Genomic DNA, 24,928 nt, shown 5'->3' with positions numbered 1-24,928 from the left:
CCGACTGCCCGGATGCCCCCAATGCCTGGATGCCCACGACGCCTGGCTGGGCAGTAATCGACGCAGCAGTAATCGACGCAGTACGTGACGAGGAGAACGAGCGGTGACCGGACAGAGCGCAGCAGGCGCCTACGACGACCCGGCGGCCGACCCGGAGCACTGGTGGGTGTTCCGCGGCCCGTCGGGCCTGCCCGCCCCGCCGCCCTGGCGGCGTTTTCGGGGTTTCCCGGCCACCGGCACCGCGACGCCCCGTGTCCCGTACCTCCTGGAGCGCAACGAGATCTCCGTCGTCAACGCCGCGCTGCATCTGCACCGCCCGCTGCTGGTCACCGGTCGCCCCGGCGCCGGCAAGAGCTCGCTGGCCCGCGCCGTCGCCGAGGAGCTGGGCCTGGGCGACGTCCTGCGCTGGTCGGTCAACAGCCGCTCCACGCTCCAGGACGCCCTCTACCGCTACGACGCCGTGGGCCGCCTCCGTGAGGCCTCACTGCGCCGCGAGCGGGAGGCACCGCGCGGCTCCGCCCGCCGCCCCAGGGCCCGGCGCGCCGCCTCCGCCGGGGACATCGGCCAGTATCTGCGCCTCGGCCCGCTCGGCAGCGCCCTGGCGTCCGACCGCCCCCGGGTGCTGCTCGTCGACGAGCTCGACAAGGCCGATATCGACCTGCCCAACGACCTGCTGGTCGTCCTGGAGGAGGGCGAGTTCGAGATCCCGGAGCTGGCCCGGCTGCCCGAACACCAGCAGGAGGTGCAGGTCCTGCTGAGCGGAAGCCGGGAGCGGGTCACGGTCCACCGCGGGGTGGTCCGCTGCGGCCACTTCCCGGTCGTGATCATGACCAGCAACGGCGAGCGGGACTTCCCGCCCGCCTTCATGCGCCGCTGCGTACGGCTGGATCTGCCGGAGCCGACCGGCGACCGGCTGCGCAAGATCATCGAACACAACCTGGGCGAGGAGGCGGTCGCCGCCGCCGAGGACCTCATCGAGGTCTTCCAGCAGCGCGCGAAGACCCAGACCCTGGCCACCGACCAGCTCCTGGCCGCCGTCCATCTGCGGATCAGCGGCGCCGACCTCTCCAAGGAAGAGCTCCTCGCCGCCGTCCTGCACCGCCTCGACGAGCCCATGTCGCCATGATCGACCGACTACGACAGGCGATGTCGGCCGCCGGCTACGACCTCGGAGCCACCGAACTCCTCGATGTGCTGTGGCTGACGCAGGTGATGGAGGGGCGCGGAGCGCCACAGCTGACGGGGGAGCCGGGGGAGAGCGTGGATGCGCTGGGGGCAGACGGGGACGGGGGCTCGGAGGACATCGCCGAGCGGGCGGGTGAGCCTTTGGGGGCGGACGGGGGGAGGGGCGAGGGCGACGCGGCCGCCGAGTCCGCCGGGCCTGGTGGCCACGCCGGTCCCGGCGACCTCACCGACTCCCTCGACCCCGCCGATCCGGCCGGCCCCTCCGGCAGCCCTGACCCCTCCGATCCCTCCGCCCCCGCTGCCCCTTCCGGCCCGGTAACTCCCGTCGGCCCGCCCCGTCGTGCGCTGTACGCCATGGGAAGCCAGGGCGGCGAACACGGCGCGGACCGTGCCCGGCCCGCGCGGGTGCCGGGCGGGCGCGCGCTGCCCGACGCCCAGCAGCTGGGCCGCGCGCTGCGCCCGCTGCGCCGTTCCCGGGACCACCCGCACCGCACCGTCACCGACATCGAGGCCACCGTCCGGCTCGCCGCCGAGACCGGCTTCCTCGACGTCGTCTCCCGCCCGGACCAGGAACGCCGCTGGTCGGCCGTGCTGCTGGTGGACTGCTCCCCGTCCATGCAGGTGTGGGGCTCGCTGGCCGCCGAGCTGCGCGCGCTCCTTGCGCGGAGCACGGTCTTCCGCTCCGTCGAGATCCATCTGGTCGACCCCCGGGACCCGGTCGGCCCGCTGCGCGGCCGGCATGCCGCGCGCGCGTCGTTGACGTTCCTCCTCACCGACGGTACGAGTCCCGGATGGCGCAGCCCCCAGGCCGTCCGGGCGCTGACCGCCTGGGGCCGCGGCGGCCCGGTGGCCGTACTGAACCCGCTGCCCCGGCGGCTGTGGCGCGGCACCACCCTGGATGCCCGGCCCCGGCTCCTGGCCGCACCGGGCGAGTTCGACCCCGTCGGACGCCTGATCGTCTGCGACGCTCTCAGCGGCGAGCGCGACCCGGAGGCGGACGGCCTCCTCGCGCTGCCCGTACTCCACCCCACCGCCTCCGCGCTGGAGCAGTGGGCCGGGCTGCTCACCCGCCCCGGTGTCCCGCACCTGATCGAAACGGTGCTGCTGGACGAGGCTCCGCTGCACGCCCCGCCGCACCGGCCGCACGGCACCGCGGAGGAGCTGCTGGCCCACTTCCGGGGAGCGTTCTCGCCCGAGGCCTACCGCCTCGCCGTCCGCCTCTCCGCGATCCGCCCCCTGACCACCCCTCTGATGCAGCTGGTCCGCGCCGCCACCATGCGCGACGCCGGGCCCACCCATGTCGCGGAGATCCTGCTCGGCGGCCTCCTGGAGCGCACCGACCAGGCCCGCGACGCGGCCGCCGTACAGACTCTGGACCGCGCCCTGGGCCCGCCGCCACCGGGCCAACCGGTCCAGCCCGTGTACGACTTCCGGCCCGGCGTGCGCGAGCTGCTGTTCAGCGGCCTCGGCGCCGAACAGGCCGTGGAGGTCGTCGAGGCGGTCGGCCGGTCCCTGGAGCCGTACATGGGGCGGCTGCCGGACTTCCCCGTCCTGATGGGGGACGAGGAGGGGGAGCTGCGGCTGCATGCGTCGGCGCGGGCCTTTGCCGTCCTGGCCAGTCCGGTGCTGGAGCGGATGGGGGGCGCGGTGCCGGAGTGGCCGCCGGCTGCGCCGGCCTCCCCCGTGCCGCGGCCACGCCGCCCGGCGGCCGGGCCGCCGCTGCGCTTCGGGGTGCTCGGGCCGGTGCGGGCCTGGCGGGGGGAGACCGAGATCTTTCTGGGCGGACCGGAGGTGCGGGTGCTGCTGGCGTGCCTGCTGCTCCGGCCGGGCCACTCGGCCACCGCGGGCGACCTGGTTGCCGACATCTGGGGCGATGTGCCGCCGCGGGACGCCCACGCGCTGCTGGACAGCTACGCCACCCGGCTGGGCCGGGCGCTCGACTGGGACCTCGTGGCCGGCGGGGGGGACGACGGATACGCGCTGCGCCGCCCCGACGGCCGTGCGCCCGTCCTCGGCCTCGATCTCGAACTGGCCGAGCGGCTGGTGGACCACGCCCGCAATGCCGAGGATCCGGCCGAGGCGCGCCAACTGCGCGATGCCGCATTCGCGTTGTGGGACGGCGAGCCGCTCGCCTGTCTCCCGGAGCCGCTCGCCCGGGCGCCCCGCGAGCGCCTGGCACGCTGGCGCGCCGACCTCCTGGCCGGGCGGTACCGCCCCCTGGCCGAGGACGGCTCCGCGGCCCTGCCGCCCGCCCCCGACCACTTCTTCGGCCGTACGGCGGAGATCGCCGAGCTGGCGGCGGCGCTGCGGCGTACGGACGCCGAGAAGTCCTGCTGGGCCGTCCACGGGCCGCCCAGGGCGGGCAAGACGGCGCTGGCGCTGCGGGTCGCGCACGAAGTGGCGGGCGACTTCCCCGACGGGCTGCTGTTCATCGACATGCGGGAGGCCGGTCCCGAGCGGTGGGCGCACTGCCGCGCGCTGCTGGCCCAGCGGCGGTCTCTGCTCGTCCTGGACGACGTCTCCGACGACGAGGAGGCGCTCGCCGCCCTGCTCCGGGAACCGGGTGCCTGGGCCGGCACCGTACTGCTCACCGGCCGCCGCCGCCCGCAACTCGACGGGCTCACCGGCGCTGTCGCGCTGACCAGGCTCCCGGCGGCCGAGGCCTGCGCGGCCCTGCCCGAGCACCTGCTGCTCCAGTGGCTGGACACGCAGCTCACCGTGGACGCCAAGCGCGCCTTCTGCCTCCTGGCCGTCCCGGAGGGCGCCGGGCTGTCGCTCCCGGCCGTCTCCGCGCTGCTGGCCACGACGCCGGAACGGGCCCGTACGCACCTGTACGAGCTGCAGGCGATCGGTGCGCTGGAGAAGACGGCCCGCGGCCACTACCGCTACGTCGGCGAACTCCGGTCCTTCGCCCGGGGGATCGCCGATCGCGAGCTGCCCCGGGAACGGCGCGACAACGCGCTCTCCCGGCTGCTGGACCTCTATCTGGCCATGGGCCGCCGCCTCCACGAGACCCGGTATCCGGGGGAGCGGTGGCGGAGCCGCCTCCCCCAGGTTTCCTCCCCCGCGCTCGCCAAGGTGAAGGACACCACCCAAGCCCTGGCCGCCTGGGCCGACGAGACGCCCCATCTCCTTGCGCTCGTCCGCCAGGTGGCGGTGACCACCCCGCGGCTCGTGAGGCCCGCCGCCGTTCTCCTGCTGCTCGCCCAGGTGACGGCGGACTCCGGGGCGCTCTCCGCCGCGTTCGAAACGGCCGCACTGACCCTGGCCGCGCGGGCAGCCAGGGAGGGCGACGGCCAGGCGGAGGGCCGGGCCCGCGCCGCCCTCGCCGAGGCGTATGCCGCCCTGGGCAAGTTCACCGAGGCCGAGGCCCAGGTGCGGCGGGCGGATCACCTGTCCGACGCTTCCGGCGATCCCGTGACGTACTTCCGCGCCCCGTACGTACAGGGAATCATCGCCCTCCACCAGGGGCGGCACGAGGAAGCGGGGCGGAAGCTCACCGCGGCCTGGGAGCGGTGCCGCGACCGCAAGGACGAGCTGGGCGAGGCCGCCGCGCTCGCGGCGCTGGCGCGGTTGTGGGCGGCGGTCGGCAACAGCGGCGACGCCGTCCTGTTCGCCGAGCGGAGCGTGGGCATCTACCGCCGGGCCGGCAACGGCTCCCCGCGCCTGGCGCACGGCCTGTTCGCCCTGGCCGAGGCGCTGTCGGCGGCCGGCCGGCACACCGAGGCGCTCCGCGCGCTCTTCCAGGCGCTGCCGCTCTTCGAGGAGGACGGCCAGCACCTCTGGGCGGGCCGCACGCGCTGCCGTACGGCCGAGGCGACGGCCGCCCTGATCCGGCCCAGCGAGGCGACGTCCGCCGCCGAGGACGCGGCGAAGCGGCTGCTGGTGCCGGGCGGCGAGCGGTGGCGGGCCGATGCGCTGGCCGTGCTGGGGCACGCCGAGACCGCCCTGGGCCGCAAGCAGGGCGCCCGGGGGCACTGGCGCGAGGCGCTCGCCGTCTACGAGGCGTTCGGCGCCCCGGAGGCGGCGGGGGTGCGGGCGCTGCTACGGGACAAGGCGGCGGCGCCGGCCACCGGTTCGCGCCGGTCGAGCGTGTCGCGTACGGCGGACACCGCGGCCACCGGCACGGTCCTGCGCGATCTGGCGGCGGCCGTCGGCGCCCTCCGTGACCGGCTCCGGCTCGACGCCGTCGCCCCGGACCGCGGCACCGCCCCGCCCGGAGCCCTGGCATCCCTGGAGACCCGGGAGTCCTTCCGGACCCTGACCGCCCTCGAGGCCGAACTAGCCGCCCTGCTGGCCGACTTCGCGCGGACGGGCCGCCCCCCGCGCGCCGACCTGAAACGCCTGCGCACCTCCCTGGAGACGGCGACCTCGCCCGAGGCGGTGACGTCGGCTCAGGCCCCGCCGTTGACGACGCCCGCCACGCTCGAGGCGGCCGACGCGGTCCACGGCCTCGCCCGCCGGCTCGCCCCGTGATCCCCTAACCGCCCGCGCGCAGAAAGTCCCCCAGCGCCGCGGCGAGTTCCGCGGGCGCATCCTCCTGCACGAGATGCCCCGCGCCCTCGATGACGTGGAGCCGCGCGCCCGGAACGCGGGAGGCCAGCTCATGCCCCCGCGCGACCGGAATCCAGTCGTCCTGCGCGCCCCAGCACACCAGCACCGGCACCTCGATCTCCCCGTACCGCCCCTCCACCTCGTCCGTGAACCGCTGATCGTTCTGCGCGATCTGGCGGTAGAAGGCAGGCCGGCCCTCCTGCGTGCACCAGGGCTCGACCAGCCGCTCCAGCACGGCCGGGTGGAGCCCCTGATGGCTCGCCGACGAGACGTACTCCGTGACCATCGCCCGGTGGAGGGCCGGCGGCAGCTGCCCGAACACCTCCGGGTGGGCACCCAGCAGCCGGTACGTGGGCGAGCCCCACGGCCCCAGCGCCACCGGGTCGACCAGCGCCAGCCGCTCGTACCGCGCCCCGTGCAGCAGATGCGCCCGCAGTGCGACGCACCCCCCGAAGTCATGGGCCACAACGGCCGGCCGGGCTCCTTCCCCGTCGAGCCCCCAGTGCGCGAGCAGCTCCCCGAACACCCGGCCCTGCGCGGCGAGCGACACATCCTGCCCGGCCCGCTTCTCCGAGGCGCCGTAGCCCGGCATGTCCCAGACGAACACCCGGTGCCGCGTGGCCAGGGCACGCGCAACTCCCCGCCACACAGAGGACGAGAACGGTGTCCCGTGCAGCAGAACCACTGCCGGCGCCCGCTCCTCCCCGAGGGCGGCCCATCGCACCTCGTCGCCCGAGGAGGTACGGAACGTACGGTCCAGAAGCCACTGTGTCATGAGTGTCAGGCTAGACACTACTTACAGATGCGTCCAGGATTTCCACGGAGCACGGCGCTCCCGCGCGCCGGACATGCGCCCCCGACCTTCCATGCGCCTCCTCGTAGAATCGTGCGCACCATGGTTTACCTCGACCACGCCGCCACCACTCCGATGCTCCCGGAGGCGGTGCAGGCGATGACCGCCCAGCTGACCGTCACCGGCAACGCGTCCTCCCTGCATGCCGCCGGCCGGCGGGCCCGGCGTACCGTCGAGGAGGCGCGCGAATCCCTCGCCGCTTCACTCGGCGCACGCCCGAGCGAAGTCGTCTTCACGGCGGGCGGCACGGAGGCCGACAACCTTGCGGTCAAGGGCCTGTACTGGTCCCGCCGGGCCGCCGACCCTGCCCGTACCCGCGTCCTGGCCAGCCCGGTCGAGCACCACGCCGTCCTGGACGCGGTGGAATGGCTTGCCGAGCACGAGGGCGCCACCGTCGAATGGCTGCCGGTCGACACCTACGGCCGGGTGCACGCCGACGCCCTGCGCGAGGCCCTCGCCCGCAACCCCGCCGATGTCGCGCTCGCCACCGTCATGTGGGCCAACAACGAGATCGGCACCGTCCAGCCCGTCCAGGAACTGGCCGCGGTGGCAGGCGAGTTCGAGGTCCCCCTGCACGCCGACGCGGTCCAGGCGTTCGGCCAGCTGGACGTCGACTTCGCCGCCTCCGGGCTCGCCGCGATGACCGTCTCCGGCCACAAGATCGGCGGCCCGTACGGCATCGGCGCGCTGCTCCTCGGCCGCCAGTACGCCCCCGTGCCGGTGCTGCACGGCGGCGGCCAGGAGCGCCACGTACGCTCCGGCACCCTCGACACCCCCGCCATCGCCGCCTTCGCCGCGGCCGGCCGGTATGCCGTCGCCCACCGCGAGGAATTCGCCCGCGACATCGGTGCCCTGCGGGACGACCTGATCAAGGCCGTACGCGCCGCCGCCCCCGACGCCGTCCTCGGTGGTGACCCCGACCCGGCGGGCCGCCTCCCCGCCAATGCCCACTTCTCCTTCCCGGGCTGTGAGGGCGACTCCCTCCTCCTGCTCCTGGACGCCCAGGGCATCGCCTGCTCCACGGGCTCCGCCTGCACCGCCGGCGTCGCCCAGCCCAGCCATGTCCTCCTGGCCACCGGCATGTCCCCGGACCTCGCCCGCGGCACCCTGCGCTTCTCGCTCGGCCACACCTCCACCGCGGAGGACGTGGCAGCGGTGGCCGAGGCCATCGGCCCGGTGGTGGAACGGGCCCGGATTGCGGGTCTGAGCTAGGGCCTGTCGGCCCAGGGGCAGGCCCGGGGCGGGCGGCCCGCGCGCCGGCGGGGACCAGGCGGCCCGGGAGGGCCGGGTGGCCGCTGAGGGCCGTCCGCCCGCACCGCCTACCGCGTGCCGGCCGACCGCACCGCCTACCGCGTGCCGGCCGACCGCCCGCCGCCCCGCCGGGCCTGCTCGTCCGCCACAAGCCTCGCCAGCGCAGCGCGCACCAGCCCGATGTACCGGTCCCAGTCCCAGTGCGGCCCCGGATCGGTGTGATCCGTACCCGGCACCTCCACATGCCCGACGATGTGCTCCCGGTCGGCCGGGAACCCGTAGCGATGGCATATCCGGGCCGTCAGCCGCGCCGATGAGGCGTACATGGCATCCGTGAACGACTCCGGCCGGTCCACGAACCCTTCGTGCTCGATCCCGACGCTCCGCTCGTTGTAGCCCCGGTTTCCCGCGTGGAACGCCACATCCAGCTCGCGCACCAGCTGCGCGACCTGCCCGTCCTTCCGTATGACGTAGTGGGCCGCCGCCTCGTGTCCCGGATCCTGGAAGACCCGCAGCGCGGTCGCGAAACTTCCCTGGACGACATGAACGACCACCCGGTCGATCTCGTAATCCGCCGGCCGGTCCGCCCGCCGGTAGTTCTCCGGCGACGCCGCGACCCACTGCGCGCCCCGGTAATCGACGGCCCCCGGCTTGCGCGGCCGGTCGTTCCCCGGCAGCCGCCACCACCAGTGAGACAGCTCACCCGTGGCCCCCAGCGCCGCCACCCCGGCCGTCACCGCTCCCACACCCCCCACCCACAACACCCGCCGCCGCGAAACCCTGGCCGACCCGCCGCTGTCCTTGCCGTCGCCGCTGCTCCCGGCATCGCCGCTGCCCCCGATATCCCCGTTGTTCCCCACACCCCGCACAACGCTTTCCCTCCCGCCGACAGTTCCCCCCGACCCGCACCCCTTACCCTGGACTGGCTATGACTGATGACGCCCCCCGCCGCCTCCGCGTACTCGCCGCCATGTCCGGCGGCGTCGACTCCGCCGTCGCCGCCGCCCGCGCCGCCGAGGCCGGCCACGACGTGACCGGCGTGCATCTCGCGCTCTCCGAGAACCCGAAGTCGTTCCGTACGGGCGCCCGCGGCTGCTGCACCATCGAGGACTCCCACGACGCCCGCCGCGCCGCCGACGTCATCGGCATCCCCTTCTACGTCTGGGACCTCGCCGAGCGCTTCCGCGAGGACGTCGTCGACGACTTCATCGCCGAGTACGAGGCCGGGCGCACCCCCAACCCCTGCCTGCGCTGCAACGAGAAGATCAAGTTCGCCGCCCTCCTGGACAAGGCCCTGGCCCTCGGCTTCGACGCGGTGTGCACGGGCCACTACGCCACCGTCGTCCTCCGCGAGGACGGCACCCGCGAACTCCACCGCGCCTCCGACATGGCCAAGGACCAGTCCTACGTCCTCGGCGTCCTGGACGACCGCCAGCTGGCACACGCCATGTTCCCGCTCGGCGACACCCTCACCACCAAGGCCGAGATCCGCGAAGAGGCCGCCCGCCGCGGCCTGTTCGTCGCCAAGAAGCCGGACAGTCACGACATCTGCTTCATCGCCGACGGCGACACCCAGGGCTTCCTCGCCAAGCGCCTGGGCACCGCCGAGGGCGACATCGTCGACGAGTCCGGCACGGTCCTGGGCACCCACGAAGGCGCCTACGGCTTCACCATCGGCCAGCGCAAGGGCCTGCGCATCGGCCACCCCGCCCCCGACGGCAAGCCGCGCTACGTCCTCGACATCTCCCCGGTCGACAACACCGTCACCGTCGGCCCCGCCGCATCCCTCGACGTCACCGCCCTCACCGCCATCCGCCCCCGCTGGTGCGGCCGCCCGCCCACCGCCGGCCCCGCCACCTACACCGCCCAGCTCCGCGCCCACGGCGGCGAGACCGAGGTCACGGCGGACCTGGTGGACGGCACCGAGCTCCGCGTCACCTTCACGGAGCCGGTCCGGGGCGTGGCCCCCGGCCAGGCGATCGTCCTCTACGACGGGAGCAGGGTGGTCGGGTCGGCGACGATCGCCACTACGGAGCGGCGGGTGGGGGCGGAAGCATAGTCCGCGCGATCAGTCACTCCACGAGATGCAGAACATTGTGGTGCGGCCCCCCGGACACCTTCACTCCCTTGCGCCAACTCGTCCTGCCTTCCGGCGCATTGGTGTCCAACTGCACGGCGCGCACCGCCTCGCCGTCCTTGCTGAACACCCACAGTGAAGGCCCCGAGTACGACGTTGTGGCGGGCTCCCAATCGACCCGGTCGCCCACTACATAGGAGATTTCCCAGTCGCGGGTGAGGGAGTCATAGTCGTACTCGTCGAACACCTGCACCCGGTCCCACGCGAAATCGGTCATCGCCGCCAGGGGCACCGGATCACCGTCGATCGCCGCGTCCATTTTCTTCTGGAGCGCTCCGTCCGTGGTGCTCACCAGTGTCGGCTCCAACACAAACCAGGCGGCACCCAACGTCATGGCCGCGACCAGCACGGCAGTCACTTTTCTCTTCCGCGTGTGCAACATCGGCAGCTTCCCCTCCTGGCTTCCCCGTCCTGGCTCACCGCGGGGGCGGTCACTCCACGAAGTGCATGACATTGTGATTCGGCCCCCCGGAGACCTTCACCTTCGTTGACCAACTCGCTTGGCCCTCAGGCACGCTGGTGTCCATCTGTATGGCCCGCACTGCCTCGCCGTCCTTGCTGAACACCCATAGCGAAGGTCCCGAGAACGACGTCGTGGCGTGCTTCCATTCGACTCGGTCGTCCACCGCATCGGAGATTTCGCAATCACCGGTGAAGTAGTCATGGTCGTACTGCGCGAACAGCTGCAGCCGGTCCCACGCGAAATCGGTCATCTTGGCCAGGGGCACCGGTTTGCCCTCGATGGCAGCGTCGACTTTCTTCTGGAGGGTTTCGTCTGTGGTGCTCAGGAGTGCCGGCTCTCGGAACACGAGCCAGCCGGCGACCAGCGTGACGGCCGCGACCAGCACGGCGGTCACTTTTCTCTTCCGCGTGCCCAGCATCGGCAGCTTTCCCTCCCTGGGTCACTCCACGAAATGCAAGATGTTGCGGTTCGGCCCCCCGGACACCTTCACCTTCCTCGACCAACTCGGCTTGTCATCAGGCGCGCCGGTCTCCATCTGCACGGCCCGCACGGCCTCGCCGTCCTTGCTGAACACCCACAGCGAAGGCCCCGAGTACGACGACACGGCGGGATCCCACTCGACCCGGTCGCCCACCACATCGGAGATGTCGCCGTCGCTGGTGTCATGCGCGAACACCTGAAGCCGGTCCCATTCGAAGCCGGTCATCTTGTTCAGTGGCACCGGATCGCCCTCGATCGCCGCATGCACTTTCTTCTGGAGGGCTTTGTCTGTGGTGCTTACCAGTGCCGGTTCCCGGAGCATGTACCAGGCGGCGCCCAGCGTGACGGCCGCGACCAGCACGGCAGTCACTTTTCTCTTCCGCGTGCCCAACATTGGCAGCTTCCCTGCCCTGGCCCCTCTGCCCCGGATCACCTGGGGTCCCCACCTTGGTCAGGCGCGCCCGCAACCCCATTGCTGTGGCCGTTCTTGTCGACTCGCACCTTGTCACTGGGAACCAGGCTTCCCTCCCGGTCCATCACTACGGTCCTCCCCTGTTGCACTGCGGCCTGCACCTTTTCGGCCAGCTGGGCTGGAGTGGCCGTCGGGTTCTCCATGGCGATGCGGCGCCCCAGATCGTTGTTGTGAAGATCCATCGCTTCACGGTCCGCCGGGTTACCTGGCACTCGCTCGTGTGCATTTCCGTAACGCTCCGCCCAGTCCACGCCGTACTTCTGAGCCATCAGCGCATTCCAGTACGTGTGCCGAAAGGCGTCCATGTGGCCGTCTTGCTCGTCGTCGGGGTATCGCGCCTCGCACTCGGCCCATGCCTGGTCCCTGATGTCCATGAAGTCGGCCTTCTCGCCGGGGCTCAGTTCGGAGAGTATGTCCGCCTCGCCCTGAGTGACGTCCTCAAAGAAGTACGTGGTCATGCCGTCCGGGTCGTCAGTGACCTGATACTTGCGCAATATTTCCTGGGGGCTGAGCCTCCGCCCCCTGTGCACCCGCTCGTTGAAGGCGTTCTTGTGCGTACCGCCATCGTCCTTCAGGTCCCAGGCGATCCGCTCGTCGGCCTTTCCCCCATCCGGAGCGCATCGTGAATCTGCGCCTGCGCTGCTCTCAGCTCGTCCCCCAGAGGGCCGCTGATCAGAGCCGGATCGTCAAGCATGGACGGTGGCAGCTCCAGAGATCCGTCCGGAGCGACCGGCACCCCGTTCTCACGGGCAGGCTTCAGGCCGGTGCGCAGCAGTTCCTGTGCCGCCCGGATGTCGGCCACGGCCATGACCAGGGCCAGCCTGATGCCGTCGGCCTCCGCCTGGGCGTTTTCCAGCTGGGTGAGTTCCTCGACCCAGTTGCTGCGCGCGGCCTCGTACGCGGGACCCTGCCAGCCACTCTTCTCGGCCGTGTCCTTGACCTCGGTCCGGTAGCGCTCAACCAGGCCCTTCAGGGCGCGGACCTGCTCCTCCCACGCCTCCGATGCCTTCCGGACCAGGTCGGCATCGGCCTGTTCGAGCTGCCTCACCGTCATCCCCACGGGCTGTCCACCGCCTTCATGGCGCCGGTGTTGGCGGCCTCGGCGGTCCGGTAGTTCTCGGCGTTGTGCTGGAGAATCCCGCCGGTGCGCCCCATCCGCTCGGCGAGTGCGGCGGTTTGCTGCTCCCACAGCCGTGCGGTGTTCTTCAGTTGGTCCTCGCTGTGCCAGCCGTCCACGCCGGCCGCCGCGCGATGCGTCGCGGTGCACGTCGGCTTGGCCGCATCCAGCAGATCCTGCCGGATGTCGAGCGCCTTGCCGCCGGCCTTCTTGATGGCGTCGGGATCAGCGACATAGCCGCGCTGACCTCCACCAAAATCCCCCATCGCTGTTCCCCCTCCAGCTTCTGCTCACCGTACAGACGAGCGAACGACCGGTGCAGTGGAATTGTGTTTCCGAGCCAGTGGCCTGGCCGGATCGCGCCGGGGAACGGAGGGGGGCCGCTCAGGCGGCTGCTCGCACCTCTGCCGAAGCGGCCCGGCAGCCTCGGCAGCGCCCTGGACGGGCGGCGCGGAAGGCTCGATCGCAGCCGTCGCAGTTCTGGAGAGGGATGACGAGCGAGCGGTCGGGCTCCGGTGGCGCGCTCGTACGGACCGGTGGGCGCAGGGACGCCAGGCGGTGGGCCAGCAGGCGGGCCGGGCGGCGGTGGATGGGATCGGGGAGGCGGTCGGTCAGGGCGGCGGTGATCTCCTGTGGGGCCACGCCGCGGTCGAGCCATTCGGTGACGGCCGGGGCCAGTGCGGCGATCTCCCGCTCGGAGAGGAGCAGGCGGCGGTCGCGGTGGTGGAGACGGGCGAGGAGGTCGGCGGCCTCGGGGACGGGGTCCGTCTCCGGCTGCGAGGGTGTGGCGGGCTCCGCCTGTGTCTCGGGTTCCGGCTCCGCCGCGCGGAGGTCGCTGCCGGTGTCGGCCGTCTCCTCCGCCATCGCTCCCGGCAGGTCGTACGCGAAGGTCCGCGTGACGATGTGGCCGCGCGGCCCGCGCTCGAGGCGGCGTTCGAGCCAGCCCTCGTTCTCCAGCTCGCGCAATGCCGCCGAGATCACGATCTTGCCCTCGGCGAAGTGCGAGCACAGCGCCTGAATGGTGATCGGTGCCCCATCAGGGAGGGACAGGATGTACGCGGCGATGCCGACCGTGACCGCGCTACCGGCGCGCTGGGCAAGGCGGTTGGCGAGGATGGTGAAGTGGGAGGTCTGGCGGGCGCGGATGTGTGTGACGCCGCTGGAGACGCGCGTGGGCGCGTTAGACTGCGCTGAAGTCATCGGGAAGGGCTTTCTTCCTCGTGATCAGGCCCTCGGGTTGGGATGGCAGTCCCGCCGGGGGCCGTTTCCGTGTGCAGATGTGGTGGTGCGCTGTTGCGGCGAGCGTAACCGCATTCCGGACGATTTCCGTCCTAAGTCACCCGATGGGGTGAGGAGTTGGGGGCGGCGGTAGGTGGGTGGGTTCTCTCCCCGGGTTCTTTGGTTGTCGGCCGTCTCACCGGCGGGCGGTGGAGTGGCACCTGGTACCGCCCCACCGGTATCCGCTCGGGCGGCGTCCGGTGTGACCTGCGTGTATGTGATTCGCATCGCCCGGATCTGACAAATGTCATGGATAAGTCGGGACAGTCGCTTCTGTTGCCGAGGCGTGGTCGTGATCGATGCTGAATGCGTCGGAAGAAAGCCGAAGCAGCAGTAGTTCACAGCCCAACTCGGGGGAGTCCACAGTGAGTCAGAGCCAGAGTCGGATCGCGAGCCAGAACGGCAACGGGAACGGCAACGGGGACGGTAGCGGCAACCGCAACCCGATTCTGCAGAGCTTCACGCCGCTGATCGTGGACGCCGGGATTCCGGTGGCCTCGTACTACATCCTCAGCGACGGCTTCGGGCTGAGCACGGTGGCGGCGCTGGGCTGGAGCAGCGTGGTGCCGGCGGTGCGCACGGTGTGGGGACTGGTCAGGAGCCGGGGCGTCAACGGCCTGGCGCTGCTGATGCTGATCGTCAACGTCGTGGGGCTGGCGATGAGCGCGGTGGCCGGCGATCCGCGGCTGATGCTGGCCAAGGACAGTGCCGTGAGCAGCGTCGTCGGGATAGCGGTCCTGCTCTCCGTGCGCACGAAGCGGCCGTTGATGACCGCGGGCCTCAAGCCCTGGGTGACGAAGGGGAGCGCGGCCGGGAACGCCGCGTGGGACCGTCTGATGGCGGGCTCCGAGCGGTTCCGGCAGGCCGAGCGGAGGTTCTCGGCGATATGGGGGAGCGTGCTGCTGACCGAGTGCGTCCTCAAGGTCATCGGCGCGTACACGCTTCCCGTACACACGATGGTCTGGCTCGGCACGGTGCTGACGGTGGTGGCGATCCTGGTGGCGATGCTCGCCGCAGGGGGAAGCTCCGCCGACCCGATGGAGAAGATGGTCAAGGCCGAGGTCGAACGCACCAACAACACAAGTGGCGCTGAGGCTGGGGTGGTTGAGGCCGATGCGAAGTCGGCTGCGGCCTCACTCTGACGCCGTCGAGCGGCGTCGCCCGGCAGGTGTTCCTCGACGCGGTGGTGCCAACAGGGCCGTACGACCTCATCGGCCGGCTGCCGGGGCCCGTCCGTCGGCCGACTCGCCCCGCTGCACTGGGGGGATGGAAATCAGCGGTCTGAAGTGGCCCTTGGGGTGGGGTTCGCCGATGGGGTGGTCGTCGGCTTCTACCCAGGCGTGGGCGGCGAAGGGGTGGGTGCGTACGCCGGTGCACCAGGTGGGCCAGACGCCGCGGGTGCGGCAGAGGAGGGCGGTGGCGATGGAGCGTTGCAGGCAGCCCTGGCCGGCGCAGCGCAGGCTGACCGAGACGACCGCTTCGCGGGCCGCGAGGGCCTGGTCGGCCGTGGCCGGGGCGGCGCCGCGGCGGGCGAACTCGAGGACGGTGCGCAGCCGGGCGGGTTTGGCCCTGGCGAGCAGGCGGGCGATACCGACCGCCAGCAGGGGCACCAAACGGCGGTGCGGGGGCAGTCGGCGTCGTTCGGCCAGCGCGACGGACAGGCTCACGCGATCACCAGCTCCGCGGTGCGCAGTTGGTTGATCACGGCGGTGACGTCGCGCTCGGCCAGGGAGGGGTCTATCCGGTGCCGCTCCGCGAGGCCGGCCGCGATGTCGTCGGGGCCGTGGCCGTCGAGGAGTTGGCGCAGCACATGGGCTCCGGTGCCGTTGAGCTGCCAGTACCGTCCGGTGCGTTCGTTGAGCAGCACGGTGCCGTCGTCGGTGTCGGTGGAGACCACGTCAGGATGCAGACGCATGGGCGTCGAACCTCCAAGCAGGGGTGGGTCGGGTGGCGGCACGCAGCCAGGTTTCGCAGCCGATCAGGGGTTCCAGGGCGATGCCCATGGTGTTGTCCGCCTGGGGGGCCAGCAGGCGGGTGCGCAGTTCGTCGGGGTCGATCAGGCCGTGGGCGGCCAGTGCGGAGTCGGCGAACAGCTCCAGAATCGCGGGCAGGTTGCGGCGCAGGCCGGTGGCTGCCTCCTCGCTGAACTCACCCTTGGTGCCGCGGCCCAGCACCGTCTCGGGCACGATGCCGCGCATCGCGTCGGCCAGCAGTGGCTTGTAGCGCCAGGGGCCGGAGTGTTCGTGGACGCGGACCCCCAGTACGGCTTCGACGACGCGGTCGTCGAAGAACGGCGAGTCGAGCTGGACGCCGGCGTCGGCGAAGGGGCGGGCCAGCAAGCGGTACCAGGGGGCGCTCGTGCGCACCGCGAGCAGCGACTGGTGCTGCCCCAGGTCGCGGGAGAGCGGTCGCGTGGTGCCCGCGGTGTGCCGCAGCGCGTTCCGGGCCTCCTCGACCGCCGTGCCGGTGACCCAGGACGGGGCGCGCAACGGCCACAGGCCCCAGCCCAGGCTGGGGCGGCGCTTGCGCAGCGGCGGGTCGGTGAGGTGATCGGCCTGCGCCTGCCACCATGCCGCCTCGTCACCGGGGCGCACCAGCGCGGCCAGGGTGTGCAGCTGCGGCCAGCGCTTGAGGGCGGCGTATCCGCGGACGTGCCGGACCGCGGACACCGGACGGCGCCGCAGCAATTGGTGCAGATAGCCGGGGAAGGGGGTGAAGAGTTCGTCCCCGCCGTGGCCCGCCAGATGACGGTGCGATCCGCGGTCGGCGAGCAGCTGCGCGGTGTGCCGCGTGCGCGCGGCGGTGCGGACGAAGGGGTAGGGCTCCTCGGTGTCCACCGGCACGCCGGCGTCGGCGAACAGGGGCGGGAGCTCCGCGGGGGGCACCACCACATGCTCGGCCCGGTCGAGGGAGCCGATGGAGAGGGCGGCGAAGGCGGCGTCGTCGTTGCCCGCCTCGGCCTCGCCCCATCGGAACGTCAAGAGGTCCGGGACGTTACGGGCGGCGAGAAAGCACAAGGAGGTGGAGTCCATACCGCCGGACAGGTCCGTGCTCAGCCGGCCCCCGGCCGGTCCGCGGTCCTGCAGGGCGGCGGTGAGCGCTTCCCGTACGGCCTGTGCTCCGGCCGACAGCGGCTGTTCGGGGGCGGGCGGCTGCCACCACCGCACTTCTTGGGCGCGTTCGCGGTCCCACACGAGACAGTGGTCGGGGGCCAGCGGGGAGATGCCGTTCCACAGGGGCCGGTCGCTGAGCGGAGACGGGACGAGGCCTCCGCAGGCGACCCGTACGGCCAGGGCGCGTTCGTCGATTCCGGCGCCGGTCATTGCGGCCAGTACGTCGGCGCGGTCCGCGGCCACCGTCAGGCCGTTCCTCTGGGTGTGGAACACCCGGCGCAGTCCGGTCAGGCTGCCCTGGACGCGCAGCTGCCCGTCGACCGAGGCGATCACATGGCAGGAGCCCGGCAGCGCCGCCGCCAGGGCGTCCACATCGGACACCGTCCGCACCCGCGCGGTGAGTTCGGACAACCGCGTGGCGGTGACGGGGCAGACCCCGATCACCGCCACTCGTACCGGGCCCACGGCGGCCACCTGGATCTCTCCGGGCAACCACCGCCCCACCAGCCAAGGGCGCCCTGACGCATGCGAGTGCACCCGCGGAGCCGCCCAGGGCGCCACCGCGCGAGCCTCGGCTGCGGACGCCGTGTCCGGCAGGACCACGAACCCAGCACCGGTCATCTCTGCATGCTCCTGAGAGTCAGCTGTCGACGATCAGCCGCCGTAGTGGCCGAAGATGTCCTTGCCCCAGCCGATGAAGCCCAGGGTGTCCTCGCTGAACTCCCCGACCTCGACCAGCATCGGGGGCGCGTACGGCTCCACGTTCGACAGCTCGGTCTGCTCGCCCATAACAACCTCCATAGGTACAAACCGGCAGTCATCCGACTACCGGTCACAAGCTAACACCCGGGCGGGGGAATTGATCGAACTTTTTTACGATCTCTTCCGTAGTGTCCGATCCGGACGGCTGCATTCCGAGGCAATGTCGCTGGTGGGAGCGGCGATTGGTTCTGTGGAGATTCAACTGGCATAGGACATAGGAAAATTGGCGCTACCGGCTGGGCGGTTGTGGACGGGTCGGGGGCCCGGCGGCGCCGGTGCCTCGGGTGCGCGGGCTCGCGGGGAGTGGGTCGGCCGGTTGAGCCGGCCGGGACGGCCGCGCCGCCAGGAGGTGCGAGAGGGGATCGGCGGTAACTCCCGCAGAATTTCGGCCACTTGAGGAAGGCGGTGCAGCAATGCCCATGGCGGTGGGCCCATCGAGACGGTGGGTCAATCGGTGAGGTGATCGCAGGGCCGGGCGGCGGGTTCGGTGATGGCTCGGGCGCGGGCTGTGGGGCGTCGGCGTAGTGCCTGGGCCGCGCCGGCGAGGGTGAGTGCGGCCGCCACCAGCAGGGCGCTGACCCACAGGGGGGCGCGGTAGTCGAGACCGGCGGTGACGGGGAGGCCGCCGAGCCAAGGGCCCAGTGCGCCGCCCACGTTGAAGGCGGCGGTGGCGTACCCGCCGGCCAGGGTCGGTGCGTCGGTTGCCGTGTACAGGACCTGCGAGATCAGCGTGGAGCCGACGGCGAAGGAGAGGGCGCCCTGGAGGAGGGCGAGCATGGCCGTCGCCGTCGGGACCGTGGCCGTCAGGGCGAAGGCGATCCAGCCGATGAGCAGGGCCGACGCTCCGGCGACGAGGAAGGGGACGGGGCGCGTATCGGCGAAGCGGCCGCCGGCGGTGACGCCCAGGAACGAGCCCAGGCCGAAGAGCGCCAGCACCGCGGGTACCCAGGCAGGGGTGAGGCCGGTGACGGTGGTGGTCAGCGGCGCGAGATAGGTGTAGGCGCAGAAGGTGGCGCCGTTGACGAGGGCGCCGAGGAGCAGGGTGACGAGGAGGCGGAGGTTGCGCAGTGTGCGCAGTTCCGCGCGTGCGCTTGTGGGGGCGCAGGAGGGGCGGTGGGGGCCGCTGTCGGCCGGTACGGAGGCGAGGATGGCGATGATCGCCGGTACGGACACCAGGGCCACGGCCCAGAACGCCGAGCGCCAGCCCCACAGTTGGCCGAGCCAGGCACCGGCCGGGACACCCGCGACGCAGGCGAGGGTGACGCCGCCGAGCAGGACGGAGGTGGCGCGGCCCTTGGCATTCGGGGCCGCCAATCCGGTCGCGGTGGCCACCGCGACGGCCAGAAAGCCGGCATTGGCCAGCGCCGCGACGACCCGCGTGGCCAGCAGTACGGCGAAGCTGGTGGTGACCGCGCCGAGAACATGGACCAGCAGGAACGCGACAAGGAAGGTCAGCAGCGCGCGACGGCGTGACCAGCGCAGGCTCAGGATCGCCATCAGCGGGGCGCCGATGATCATCCCGACGGCGAACGCCGAGGTCAGCGCGCCCGCAGCGGGGATGGAAACGTGCAGGTCATGGGCGATGTCCGAGACGAGGCCGGACAACATGAACTCCGAGGTGCCCTGGGCGAAGGCCGCCAGGGCGAGCAGGTGGACGGTGAAGGGCACAGCGCGCGCGGCGCGGGCGAAGGGCACAGCAGACTCCAGGACTCCGAGACTCCGACCCCAAGGCCTCGCCATCACGGAGGTCAGGTGGCCGGTGGACGGAAAGACCTGGTGGCCGCGTGATGGGGGCTAGGGGGATGCGACGGGGGATCCGATCGGTGACGTGATCGGTGACGTGATCGGGGATCCGGTGGCGGGGGCGCGGCCGACAGCGCTCACGGCCTCATGGGAAAAGGGCACGGAGCTTCGGGCTTCGGTGCGACAGCGCAAGGAGACAGGCCACCGGACGATCGGTGGCTAGCGTCTGGATGCCTCGGGGCTGGACATGGGTGCACGGTAATGAGGGCGAGGGGCCCCGTCCACGGATTTATGCAACCGATCGCCGCCGTGCGGGGTTCCCCTTACCAGAGAGCTGGGGAGGGGTCCGGAGAGTTGCTGACGGTTGACGAACCTCGAGAGGAAGACCACACCGGGTGGTGTGGTAGATCGGCCAGAGTCGGCAAGTAGGGTCGGCTGAGCGACGGGGTGTCTGCGGTCGCTGCGACGTGGGCCTGTCACGGGCCGGACCGCCGGCAGCTTCTCGTTCGGCCACGAAGGGAACGCAAGTCATGTCGAGTGTTCAAACTGAGGTCAAGCCCGGCATCCATACGGCCGTACCAGCCTCACTGCACGCCGGGCTGGTGCGGCGGAATCCCGGGGAGCCGGAGTTCCACCAGGCCGCCCTGGAGGTGCTGGAGACGCTGGCTCCCGTGCTGGCGGCCCGTCCCGAGTTCGTCGAGGCCAGAGTGCTGGAGCGGCTCTGTGAGCCGGAGCGGCAGATCATGTTCCGGGTGCCCTGGCAGGACGATTCCGGGGTAATTCACGTCAACCGTGGCTTCCGGGTGGAATTCAACAGCGCGCTCGGCCCGTACAAGGGCGGCCTGCGATTCCATGCGTCCGTGAATCTGGGCATCGTGAAGTTCCTCGGCTTCGAGCAGATCTTCAAGAACTCCCTCACCGGCCTGAACATCGGCGGCGGCAAGGGCGGCAGCGACTTCGATCCGCACGGCAGGTCGGACGCCGAAGTGATGCGGTTCTGCCAGTCGTTCATGACGGAGCTGCACCGCCATCTCGGCGAGCACACGGACGTCCCGGCCGGTGACATCGGCGTCGGTGGCCGCGAGATCGGCTATCTCTTCGGCCAGTACCGGCGGATCACCAACCGCTGGGAGGCCGGCGTGCTGACCGGCAAGGGCCTGGAGTGGGGCGGCTCCAAGGGCCGCACGCAGGCCACCGGCTACGGCAATGTGCTGTTCACCGAGGAGATGCTCAAGCGGCGCGGCGAGGAGCTCGACGGGCAGCAGGTCGTGGTCTCCGGGTCCGGCAATGTCGCGATCTACACCATCGAGAAGGCGCAGGCGCTCGGTGCGAACGTGCTGACCTGCTCGGACTCGGGTGGCTACGTCGTCGACGAGAAGGGCATCGACCTGGAGCTGCTCAAGCAGATCAAGGAGGTCGAGCGCGGGCGCATCAGCGCGTACGCCGAGCGGCGCGGGGTGTCGGCCACGTACGTGCCCGGCGGACGGGTGTGGGACGTCGCCTGCGATGTGGCGCTGCCATCGGCCACCCAGAACGAGCTGGACGCGGACGCCGCCCGGATCCTGATCCGTAACGGCGTCAAGGCCGTCTCCGAGGGCGCGAACATGCCGACCACCCCGGAGGCGGTGACCCTCCTGAAGGAGGCCGGTGTGGCCTTCGGCCCGGGCAAGGCCGCCAACGCGGGCGGAGTGGCCACCAGCGCACTGGAGATGCGGCAGAACTCGGCGCGCGAGACCTGGGCATTCGAGCGGACGGAAGGGGAGCTCGCGGCCATCATGCGCGGGATCCACGACACCTGTTACGAGACGGCCGAACGGTTCGGGCTGCCCGGTGACTATGTCGCGGGCGCGAACATCGCCGGGTTCGAGCGGGTCGCGGACGCGATGCTGGATCAGGGCCTGATCTAGAGGGGGAGGGCCACCGGGCCCCCGGCCCGGTGGCCGGGAGCCGGTGATCGAAGCCGGTGGCCGGAGCCGGTGGCCGGCGCGCAGGCTCCGCCCCGCCGGCCGATCCGTATCGTGACCGTATGAACATCTGCGTCTTCTGCTCCGCTGCCGACCTCGACGACCGCTATGTCACCCCCGCCCGCCAGTTTGCCGAGCTGATCGGCAAGGGGGGCCATGCGCTGGTCTGGGGCGGTTCGGACACCGGGCTGATGAAGGTGATGGCCGACGGGGTACGCGAGGGCGGCGGCCGGCTGATCGGGGTCTCGGTGGAGTTCCTGGCGCACAAGGCGTACGAGGGCGCGGACGAGATGGTCGTCACCAAGGACCTCGCCGAGCGCAAGGCACAGCTGCTGGCGCGGGCCGACGCCGTTGTCATCATGGTCGGCGGTACGGGCACGCTGGACGAGGCCACCGAGATCCTTGAGCTGCGCAAGCACGGCCTGCACACCAAGCCGGTGGTGCTGCTGAACACCGCTGGTTTCTACGACGGGTTGAAGGAGCAGTTCCTGCGGATGGAGTCGGAGGGCTTCCTGCCGCTCCCGCTCACCGACCTGGTCTTCTTCGCGGAGGACGGCGTGGGTGCGCTGGCCTACCTGGAGGAGAAGGCGGGCGTCCAGGGCTGAGTCCGCCGACCGGCCCCGCCGCCCGCGCGCCTCGTTAGGATCGATGCCATGGGTACGCACTTGATCACGGGCGCAGGGTCGGGCATCGGAGCGGCGGTCGCACGGCGGCTCGCGGAGCGCGGGGAGGACCTGTGGCTGCTGGCGCGGGACGCCGTACGGGCCAAGGAGCTGGCTGGGCAGTTCCCCGGTGCCCGCACGCTCGTCGGTGACCTCGCCCACCCCGAGAAGCTCTCCTGGGCCTTCGGCCACCAGCCGGTGCCGGACCGTATCGACTCCCTCCAGCACATCGCGGGCGTCGTGGAGCTGGGCGCGGTCGGCGATCTGCCCGCCAAGGCCTGGCAGCGCCAGCTCGCCGTCAACCTGGTCGCGCCCGCCGAGATCACCCGGCTGCTGCTGCCGCTGGTGCGGGTCGCCCAGGGCCATGTCGTCTTCGTCAACTCCGGCGCGGGGCTCAACGCGCACGCCCAGTGGGGCGGGTACGCCGCGAGCAAGCACGGCCTCAAGGCGCTGGCCGACTCGCTGCGCGCGGAGGAGCACGGCAACGGTGTGCGGGTGACATCGGTCTATCCGGGCCGTACGGCGACGCCCATGCAGGACAGCGTCCACCGGCAGGAGGGCAAGGACTACGACGCGTCCCGGTGGATCGACCCGGAGTCGGTCGCGACGACCATCCTCACCGCCATCGATCTGCCGCGGGATGCGGAGATCAATGATGTGTCGGTGCGGCCGGGGCGCTAGGCCGGTACCGGCCGCCGGCCCTGGTACCGGCCGCCGGCCCCGGAGCCCGGCCCCGGCCGGTTTCCCCCGGGGCGACGTACGCTGCATGGGTGACCAGAGAAGCGAAGGCGACCGCGGCGGCGGGGTGCGGGTTCCGGGAGATCCGGGGGCTCGTCACGGAACTGGGCCGCCGGATGGACGCCCATCAGCGCAGCCGGATCGCCGAGCTCGATCTGACGCCGACGCAGGCGAAGGCGCTGGAGGAGCTCGGTGAGCCGAAGACCGCACGGGAGCTGGCCGGGGTGCTGTGCTGTGAGCCGCCGAATGTCACCTACGTCATCTCCAAGCTGGAGAAACAGGGCATGGTGGTGCGCCGGCCGCACCCGCTGGACGGGCGGGCCAAGCAGCTCGAACTGACCGAGGCGGGGCGGGAGTTGCGGCTGGATCTGCTGCGGCGGATGGGGACGGAATCGCCACTGGAGCATCTGTCGCACGAGGAGCGGGCCGCGTTGCGCGATGACCTGCTGAAGGCGCTGGGGCGGGGCGAGTAGCCGTTCACCGAGTGGGCCGAGGCCCTGGGGGAGTGCCCCCGGGGCCTCTTTTGTATGCGTTCAGTAAAGTTATAGCTGTAATTATTGCGTGCGCAGATAGCTACAGCTTTAACTAAATCCATGATCACTCAGACAGCGGAGCCACGGGGGACCGAGACCGGGGCGCGCCCCTCCAAGCCACCCCGTAACGAAACCCGTGGCGGACTCCAACTCCTCGTCCTGGCGCTCGGATTCGTCATGGCCAGCCTCGACACCGGCATCATGAATGTCGCCGGGAACGACCTGCGCGCCCGGCTCGGGCTGACCATGTCCGGCCTGACCTGGGTCGTCGACGGCTATGTGCTGGCCTTCGCGGCGCTGCTGCTGCTCGCCGGGTCGCTGGCGAAGCGGTACGGGGCCCGCCGGATCTATCTCATCGGGCTCGCCGCGTTCACCGCCGCGTCCCTGCTGGGCGCCGTCGCCCCCAACGGCACCGTCCTGGTGGCGGCCCGCTTCGCCCAGGGGGTGGGTGCGGCGCTCTTCATGCCCAGCTCGCTGTCCCTCCTGATGAACGTCTTCCCGGAGCCGGCCCGCCGGGCGAAGATCCTCGGCATCTGGTCGGCGATCGTCTCGACGTCCATCGGGCTCGCCCCGTCCCTCGGCGGCCTCCTGGTCGGCACCCTCGGCTGGCGCAGCATCTTCCTGGTCAACCTCCCCATCGGCATCGTCGCGCTGCTCCTGACCCCGCGGGTCATCGCGGCAGTCCCGGCGCGCGGCTCCACGCTGGGCGGCGGCGGACACGTCCTGGGGCTGCTGACGCTCGGCTCGCTCGCCTACGGGCTCATCGAGGGGCCCGACAAGGGCTGGACCTCGGCCTGGGTGCTCGGGGCGTTCGCGGTGGCGGTGCTGGCCGCGGCCGGATTCGCCGTACGGGAACGGGCCGCGCGGACCCCGATCCTGCCGGCCTCCCTCTTCGTGGACGGCCGTTTCGCCGCCGCCAACGTCATCGGCTTCCTCTTCAACTTCGCCTTCTACGGGGCACTGTTCGTCCTCGGCCTCTTCCTCCAGACCGCGCGCGGCGCAGGCCCGGTCACGGCCGGACTGCAGATGCTGCCGGCCGTCCTGATCATCCCGCTCGGCAACATGCTCTACGCACGCTTCGGGCCGCGCATCGGCAACCGGGCGGCCCTCACCGCTTCTCTGGCGGCCTCCGCCGCGGGGTATGCCGTCCTCGTCCTGATCCTGACGCCCGGCCTGCCGTACTGGGTGCTCGCGGTGGTCCTCGCCGCCACCAACATCGGCAGCGGGATCGGCTCCCCGGCGATGACCGGCGTCCTGATGGAGGCCGCGGGCCGCGAGCACGCCGACATCGGCAGTGCGACCCTGAACGCCAACCGGCAGATCGGCTCGCTGGTCGGCATCGCCGGGATGGGCGCGGTGCTCACCGGGGCGGGCGGTGGCCATCAGGGCGCGGTGCTCGCCTTCGCGCTGGCGGCGGGGGCGCTGGCGGCCGCGGCGGTCGTGGGGTGGCTGGGCGTGCGCGGGCGGGCGTGAGCGCCGAGCGGCGTACGCGGCCGGGCCTCAGGGCCGAGTGGCCTACGCGGCGGGGCCTCAGGGCCGAGTGGCATACGCGGCCGGGCCTCAGCGCCCGGCGCAGGGCGCGGCCGGGCCGGGCGCCAGGTGGCCGGCCCGGGGCACCCGGCG

Annotated in this window: 24 protein-coding genes; 10 read left to right on the top strand and 14 right to left on the bottom strand. The window is 71.9% G+C overall.

All coding sequences use genetic code 11. The annotated features are described in order from the left end of the window. Positions 1-103: 103 nt before the first annotated feature. Together AB0D04_RS18505 and AB0D04_RS18500 are read left to right on the top strand one after the other, a co-directional pair. Entirely contained in the window at positions 104-1,126 is a 1,023-nt protein-coding gene (locus tag AB0D04_RS18505; protein ID WP_362704150.1) for a MoxR family ATPase, read from the top strand. Continuing rightward, complete coding sequence (locus tag AB0D04_RS18500) at positions 1,123-5,661, top strand: SAV_2336 N-terminal domain-related protein (RefSeq protein ID WP_362704149.1); 4,539 nt, start codon at positions 1,123-1,125, stop codon at positions 5,659-5,661. The genes AB0D04_RS18505 and AB0D04_RS18500 overlap by 4 nt, the downstream gene beginning before the upstream one ends. 4 nt (positions 5,662-5,665) lie before the next feature. Here AB0D04_RS18500 and AB0D04_RS18495 read toward each other — a convergent pair whose 3' ends face one another. Then, positions 5,666-6,514, bottom strand: coding sequence for an alpha/beta fold hydrolase (locus AB0D04_RS18495; RefSeq protein ID WP_362704147.1), 849 nt, complete (start codon positions 6,512-6,514; stop codon positions 5,666-5,668). 120 nt (positions 6,515-6,634) lie between these two features. Between AB0D04_RS18495 and AB0D04_RS18490 the strand changes: the two genes are divergently transcribed. Then, positions 6,635-7,804: a cysteine desulfurase family protein gene (locus tag AB0D04_RS18490; protein WP_362704189.1), complete on the top strand. Its 1,170-nt coding sequence runs from the start codon at positions 6,635-6,637 to the stop codon at positions 7,802-7,804. Between the two features lie 134 nt (positions 7,805-7,938). Here AB0D04_RS18490 and AB0D04_RS18485 read toward each other — a convergent pair whose 3' ends face one another. Next, complete coding sequence (locus AB0D04_RS18485; RefSeq protein WP_362704145.1) at positions 7,939-8,712, bottom strand: N-acetylmuramoyl-L-alanine amidase; 774 nt, start codon at positions 8,710-8,712, stop codon at positions 7,939-7,941. Positions 8,713-8,771: 59 nt separating this feature from the next. Between AB0D04_RS18485 and mnmA the strand changes: the two genes are divergently transcribed. After that, positions 8,772-9,902 carry a tRNA 2-thiouridine(34) synthase MnmA gene (gene mnmA, locus AB0D04_RS18480; RefSeq protein ID WP_362704143.1) on the top strand — a complete coding sequence of 377 codons (1,131 nt, stop codon included), beginning with the start codon at positions 8,772-8,774 and terminating at the stop codon, positions 9,900-9,902. Between the two features lie 13 nt (positions 9,903-9,915). Here the strand turns inward: mnmA and AB0D04_RS18475 are convergent, their stop codons facing one another. The 7 genes from AB0D04_RS18475 to AB0D04_RS18445 all read right to left on the bottom strand — a co-directional run bounded on the left by AB0D04_RS18475 (position 9,916) and on the right by AB0D04_RS18445 (position 13,712). Continuing rightward, positions 9,916-10,338 carry a hypothetical protein gene (locus tag AB0D04_RS18475; protein WP_362704141.1) on the bottom strand — a complete coding sequence of 141 codons (423 nt, stop codon included), beginning with the start codon at positions 10,336-10,338 and terminating at the stop codon, positions 9,916-9,918. A 73-nt stretch (positions 10,339-10,411) separates the two neighbouring features. Continuing rightward, positions 10,412-10,861 carry a hypothetical protein gene (locus tag AB0D04_RS18470; RefSeq protein WP_362704138.1) on the bottom strand — a complete coding sequence of 150 codons (450 nt, stop codon included), beginning with the start codon at positions 10,859-10,861 and terminating at the stop codon, positions 10,412-10,414. A 21-nt stretch (positions 10,862-10,882) separates the two neighbouring features. Beyond that, on the bottom strand, positions 10,883-11,293 hold the full coding sequence (locus AB0D04_RS18465) for a hypothetical protein (RefSeq protein WP_362704136.1): 411 nt from the start codon (positions 11,291-11,293) through the stop codon (positions 10,883-10,885). A 59-nt stretch (positions 11,294-11,352) separates the two neighbouring features. Continuing rightward, a complete protein-coding gene (locus AB0D04_RS18460; protein ID WP_362704134.1) occupies positions 11,353-11,889 on the bottom strand; it encodes a hypothetical protein in 537 nt (178 codons plus the stop codon). 77 nt (positions 11,890-11,966) lie between these two features. Then, the gene (locus AB0D04_RS18455) at positions 11,967-12,449 is read right to left on the bottom strand and encodes a hypothetical protein (protein ID WP_362704132.1); all 483 of its coding nucleotides are present in this window, start codon (positions 12,447-12,449) and stop codon (positions 11,967-11,969) included. Then, positions 12,446-12,778, bottom strand: a complete 333-nt coding sequence (locus tag AB0D04_RS18450) for a hypothetical protein (protein WP_362704130.1) — start codon at positions 12,776-12,778, stop codon at positions 12,446-12,448. Before AB0D04_RS18450 ends, AB0D04_RS18455 begins: the two co-directional genes overlap by 4 nt. A gap of 118 nt (positions 12,779-12,896) precedes the next feature. After that, the gene (locus AB0D04_RS18445) at positions 12,897-13,712 is read right to left on the bottom strand and encodes a hypothetical protein (RefSeq protein ID WP_362704128.1); all 816 of its coding nucleotides are present in this window, start codon (positions 13,710-13,712) and stop codon (positions 12,897-12,899) included. Between the two features lie 527 nt (positions 13,713-14,239). Here AB0D04_RS18445 and AB0D04_RS18440 point away from each other — a divergent pair. After that, complete coding sequence (locus AB0D04_RS18440) at positions 14,240-14,932, top strand: VC0807 family protein (RefSeq protein ID WP_362704186.1); 693 nt, start codon at positions 14,240-14,242, stop codon at positions 14,930-14,932. Between the two features lie 66 nt (positions 14,933-14,998). On the opposite strand, the gene AB0D04_RS18435 is transcribed toward AB0D04_RS18440, so the two are convergent. From AB0D04_RS18435 to AB0D04_RS18415, 5 genes are all read right to left on the bottom strand, one after another. Continuing rightward, positions 14,999-15,457, bottom strand: coding sequence for a lasso peptide biosynthesis B2 protein (locus tag AB0D04_RS18435; protein ID WP_362704127.1), 459 nt, complete (start codon positions 15,455-15,457; stop codon positions 14,999-15,001). Next, positions 15,454-15,705: a lasso peptide biosynthesis PqqD family chaperone gene (locus AB0D04_RS18430; RefSeq protein WP_362704125.1), complete on the bottom strand. Its 252-nt coding sequence runs from the start codon at positions 15,703-15,705 to the stop codon at positions 15,454-15,456. Before AB0D04_RS18430 ends, AB0D04_RS18435 begins: the two co-directional genes overlap by 4 nt. Beyond that, complete coding sequence (locus tag AB0D04_RS18425) at positions 15,689-17,524, bottom strand: lasso peptide isopeptide bond-forming cyclase (protein WP_362704124.1); 1,836 nt, start codon at positions 17,522-17,524, stop codon at positions 15,689-15,691. Before AB0D04_RS18425 ends, AB0D04_RS18430 begins: the two co-directional genes overlap by 17 nt. A gap of 33 nt (positions 17,525-17,557) precedes the next feature. Beyond that, entirely contained in the window at positions 17,558-17,692 is a 135-nt protein-coding gene (locus AB0D04_RS18420) for a lasso RiPP family leader peptide-containing protein (RefSeq protein ID WP_362704122.1), read from the bottom strand. Between the two features lie 420 nt (positions 17,693-18,112). Further along, positions 18,113-19,333, bottom strand: a complete 1,221-nt coding sequence (locus AB0D04_RS18415; RefSeq protein ID WP_362704184.1) for a Cmx/CmrA family chloramphenicol efflux MFS transporter — start codon at positions 19,331-19,333, stop codon at positions 18,113-18,115. A 605-nt stretch (positions 19,334-19,938) separates the two neighbouring features. On the opposite strand from AB0D04_RS18415, the gene gdhA reads away from it, so the two are divergent. From gdhA to AB0D04_RS18390, 5 genes are all read left to right on the top strand, one after another. After that, positions 19,939-21,315, top strand: a complete 1,377-nt coding sequence (gdhA, locus tag AB0D04_RS18410) for an NADP-specific glutamate dehydrogenase (protein ID WP_362704119.1) — start codon at positions 19,939-19,941, stop codon at positions 21,313-21,315. A 119-nt stretch (positions 21,316-21,434) separates the two neighbouring features. Then, a complete protein-coding gene (locus AB0D04_RS18405) occupies positions 21,435-21,977 on the top strand; it encodes a TIGR00730 family Rossman fold protein (RefSeq protein ID WP_362704116.1) in 543 nt (180 codons plus the stop codon). A gap of 48 nt (positions 21,978-22,025) precedes the next feature. Then, positions 22,026-22,715, top strand: coding sequence for an SDR family oxidoreductase (locus AB0D04_RS18400; protein ID WP_362704114.1), 690 nt, complete (start codon positions 22,026-22,028; stop codon positions 22,713-22,715). 89 nt (positions 22,716-22,804) lie between these two features. After that, complete coding sequence (locus AB0D04_RS18395; RefSeq protein ID WP_362704112.1) at positions 22,805-23,245, top strand: MarR family transcriptional regulator; 441 nt, start codon at positions 22,805-22,807, stop codon at positions 23,243-23,245. 120 nt (positions 23,246-23,365) lie between these two features. Further along, positions 23,366-24,778 carry an MFS transporter gene (locus AB0D04_RS18390; protein WP_362704110.1) on the top strand — a complete coding sequence of 471 codons (1,413 nt, stop codon included), beginning with the start codon at positions 23,366-23,368 and terminating at the stop codon, positions 24,776-24,778. Positions 24,779-24,928: the final 150 nt, after the last annotated feature.

Origin of the sequence: Streptomyces sp. NPDC048483 (genome assembly GCF_040651455.1) — a bacterium.
Taxonomy (GTDB): domain Bacteria; phylum Actinomycetota; class Actinomycetes; order Streptomycetales; family Streptomycetaceae; genus Streptomyces.
This window is presented reverse-complemented; position numbering and strand designations above follow the sequence as displayed.

What these genes read in the sequence shown, in the direction of transcription:
- AB0D04_RS18500 (WP_362704149.1), top strand. Translation starts at nt 1,123, where the DNA reads ATGATCGACCGACTACGACAGGCGATGTCGGCCGCCGGCTACGACCTC.
- AB0D04_RS18495 (WP_362704147.1), bottom strand. Translation starts at nt 6,514, where the DNA reads ATGACACAGTGGCTTCTGGACCGTACGTTCCGTACCTCCTCGGGCGAC.
- AB0D04_RS18490 (WP_362704189.1), top strand. Translation starts at nt 6,635, where the DNA reads ATGGTTTACCTCGACCACGCCGCCACCACTCCGATGCTCCCGGAGGCG.
- mnmA (WP_362704143.1), top strand. Translation starts at nt 8,772, where the DNA reads ATGACTGATGACGCCCCCCGCCGCCTCCGCGTACTCGCCGCCATGTCC.
- AB0D04_RS18470 (WP_362704138.1), bottom strand. Translation starts at nt 10,861, where the DNA reads ATGCTGGGCACGCGGAAGAGAAAAGTGACCGCCGTGCTGGTCGCGGCC.
- AB0D04_RS18455 (WP_362704132.1), bottom strand. Translation starts at nt 12,449, where the DNA reads ATGACGGTGAGGCAGCTCGAACAGGCCGATGCCGACCTGGTCCGGAAG.
- AB0D04_RS18450 (WP_362704130.1), bottom strand. Translation starts at nt 12,778, where the DNA reads ATGGGGGATTTTGGTGGAGGTCAGCGCGGCTATGTCGCTGATCCCGAC.
- AB0D04_RS18445 (WP_362704128.1), bottom strand. Translation starts at nt 13,712, where the DNA reads ATGACTTCAGCGCAGTCTAACGCGCCCACGCGCGTCTCCAGCGGCGTC.
- AB0D04_RS18430 (WP_362704125.1), bottom strand. Translation starts at nt 15,705, where the DNA reads ATGCGTCTGCATCCTGACGTGGTCTCCACCGACACCGACGACGGCACC.
- AB0D04_RS18425 (WP_362704124.1), bottom strand. Translation starts at nt 17,524, where the DNA reads ATGACCGGTGCTGGGTTCGTGGTCCTGCCGGACACGGCGTCCGCAGCC.
- AB0D04_RS18420 (WP_362704122.1), bottom strand. Translation starts at nt 17,692, where the DNA reads ATGGGCGAGCAGACCGAGCTGTCGAACGTGGAGCCGTACGCGCCCCCG.
- gdhA (WP_362704119.1), top strand. Translation starts at nt 19,939, where the DNA reads ATGTCGAGTGTTCAAACTGAGGTCAAGCCCGGCATCCATACGGCCGTA.
- AB0D04_RS18405 (WP_362704116.1), top strand. Translation starts at nt 21,435, where the DNA reads ATGAACATCTGCGTCTTCTGCTCCGCTGCCGACCTCGACGACCGCTAT.
- AB0D04_RS18400 (WP_362704114.1), top strand. Translation starts at nt 22,026, where the DNA reads ATGGGTACGCACTTGATCACGGGCGCAGGGTCGGGCATCGGAGCGGCG.
- AB0D04_RS18390 (WP_362704110.1), top strand. Translation starts at nt 23,366, where the DNA reads ATGATCACTCAGACAGCGGAGCCACGGGGGACCGAGACCGGGGCGCGC.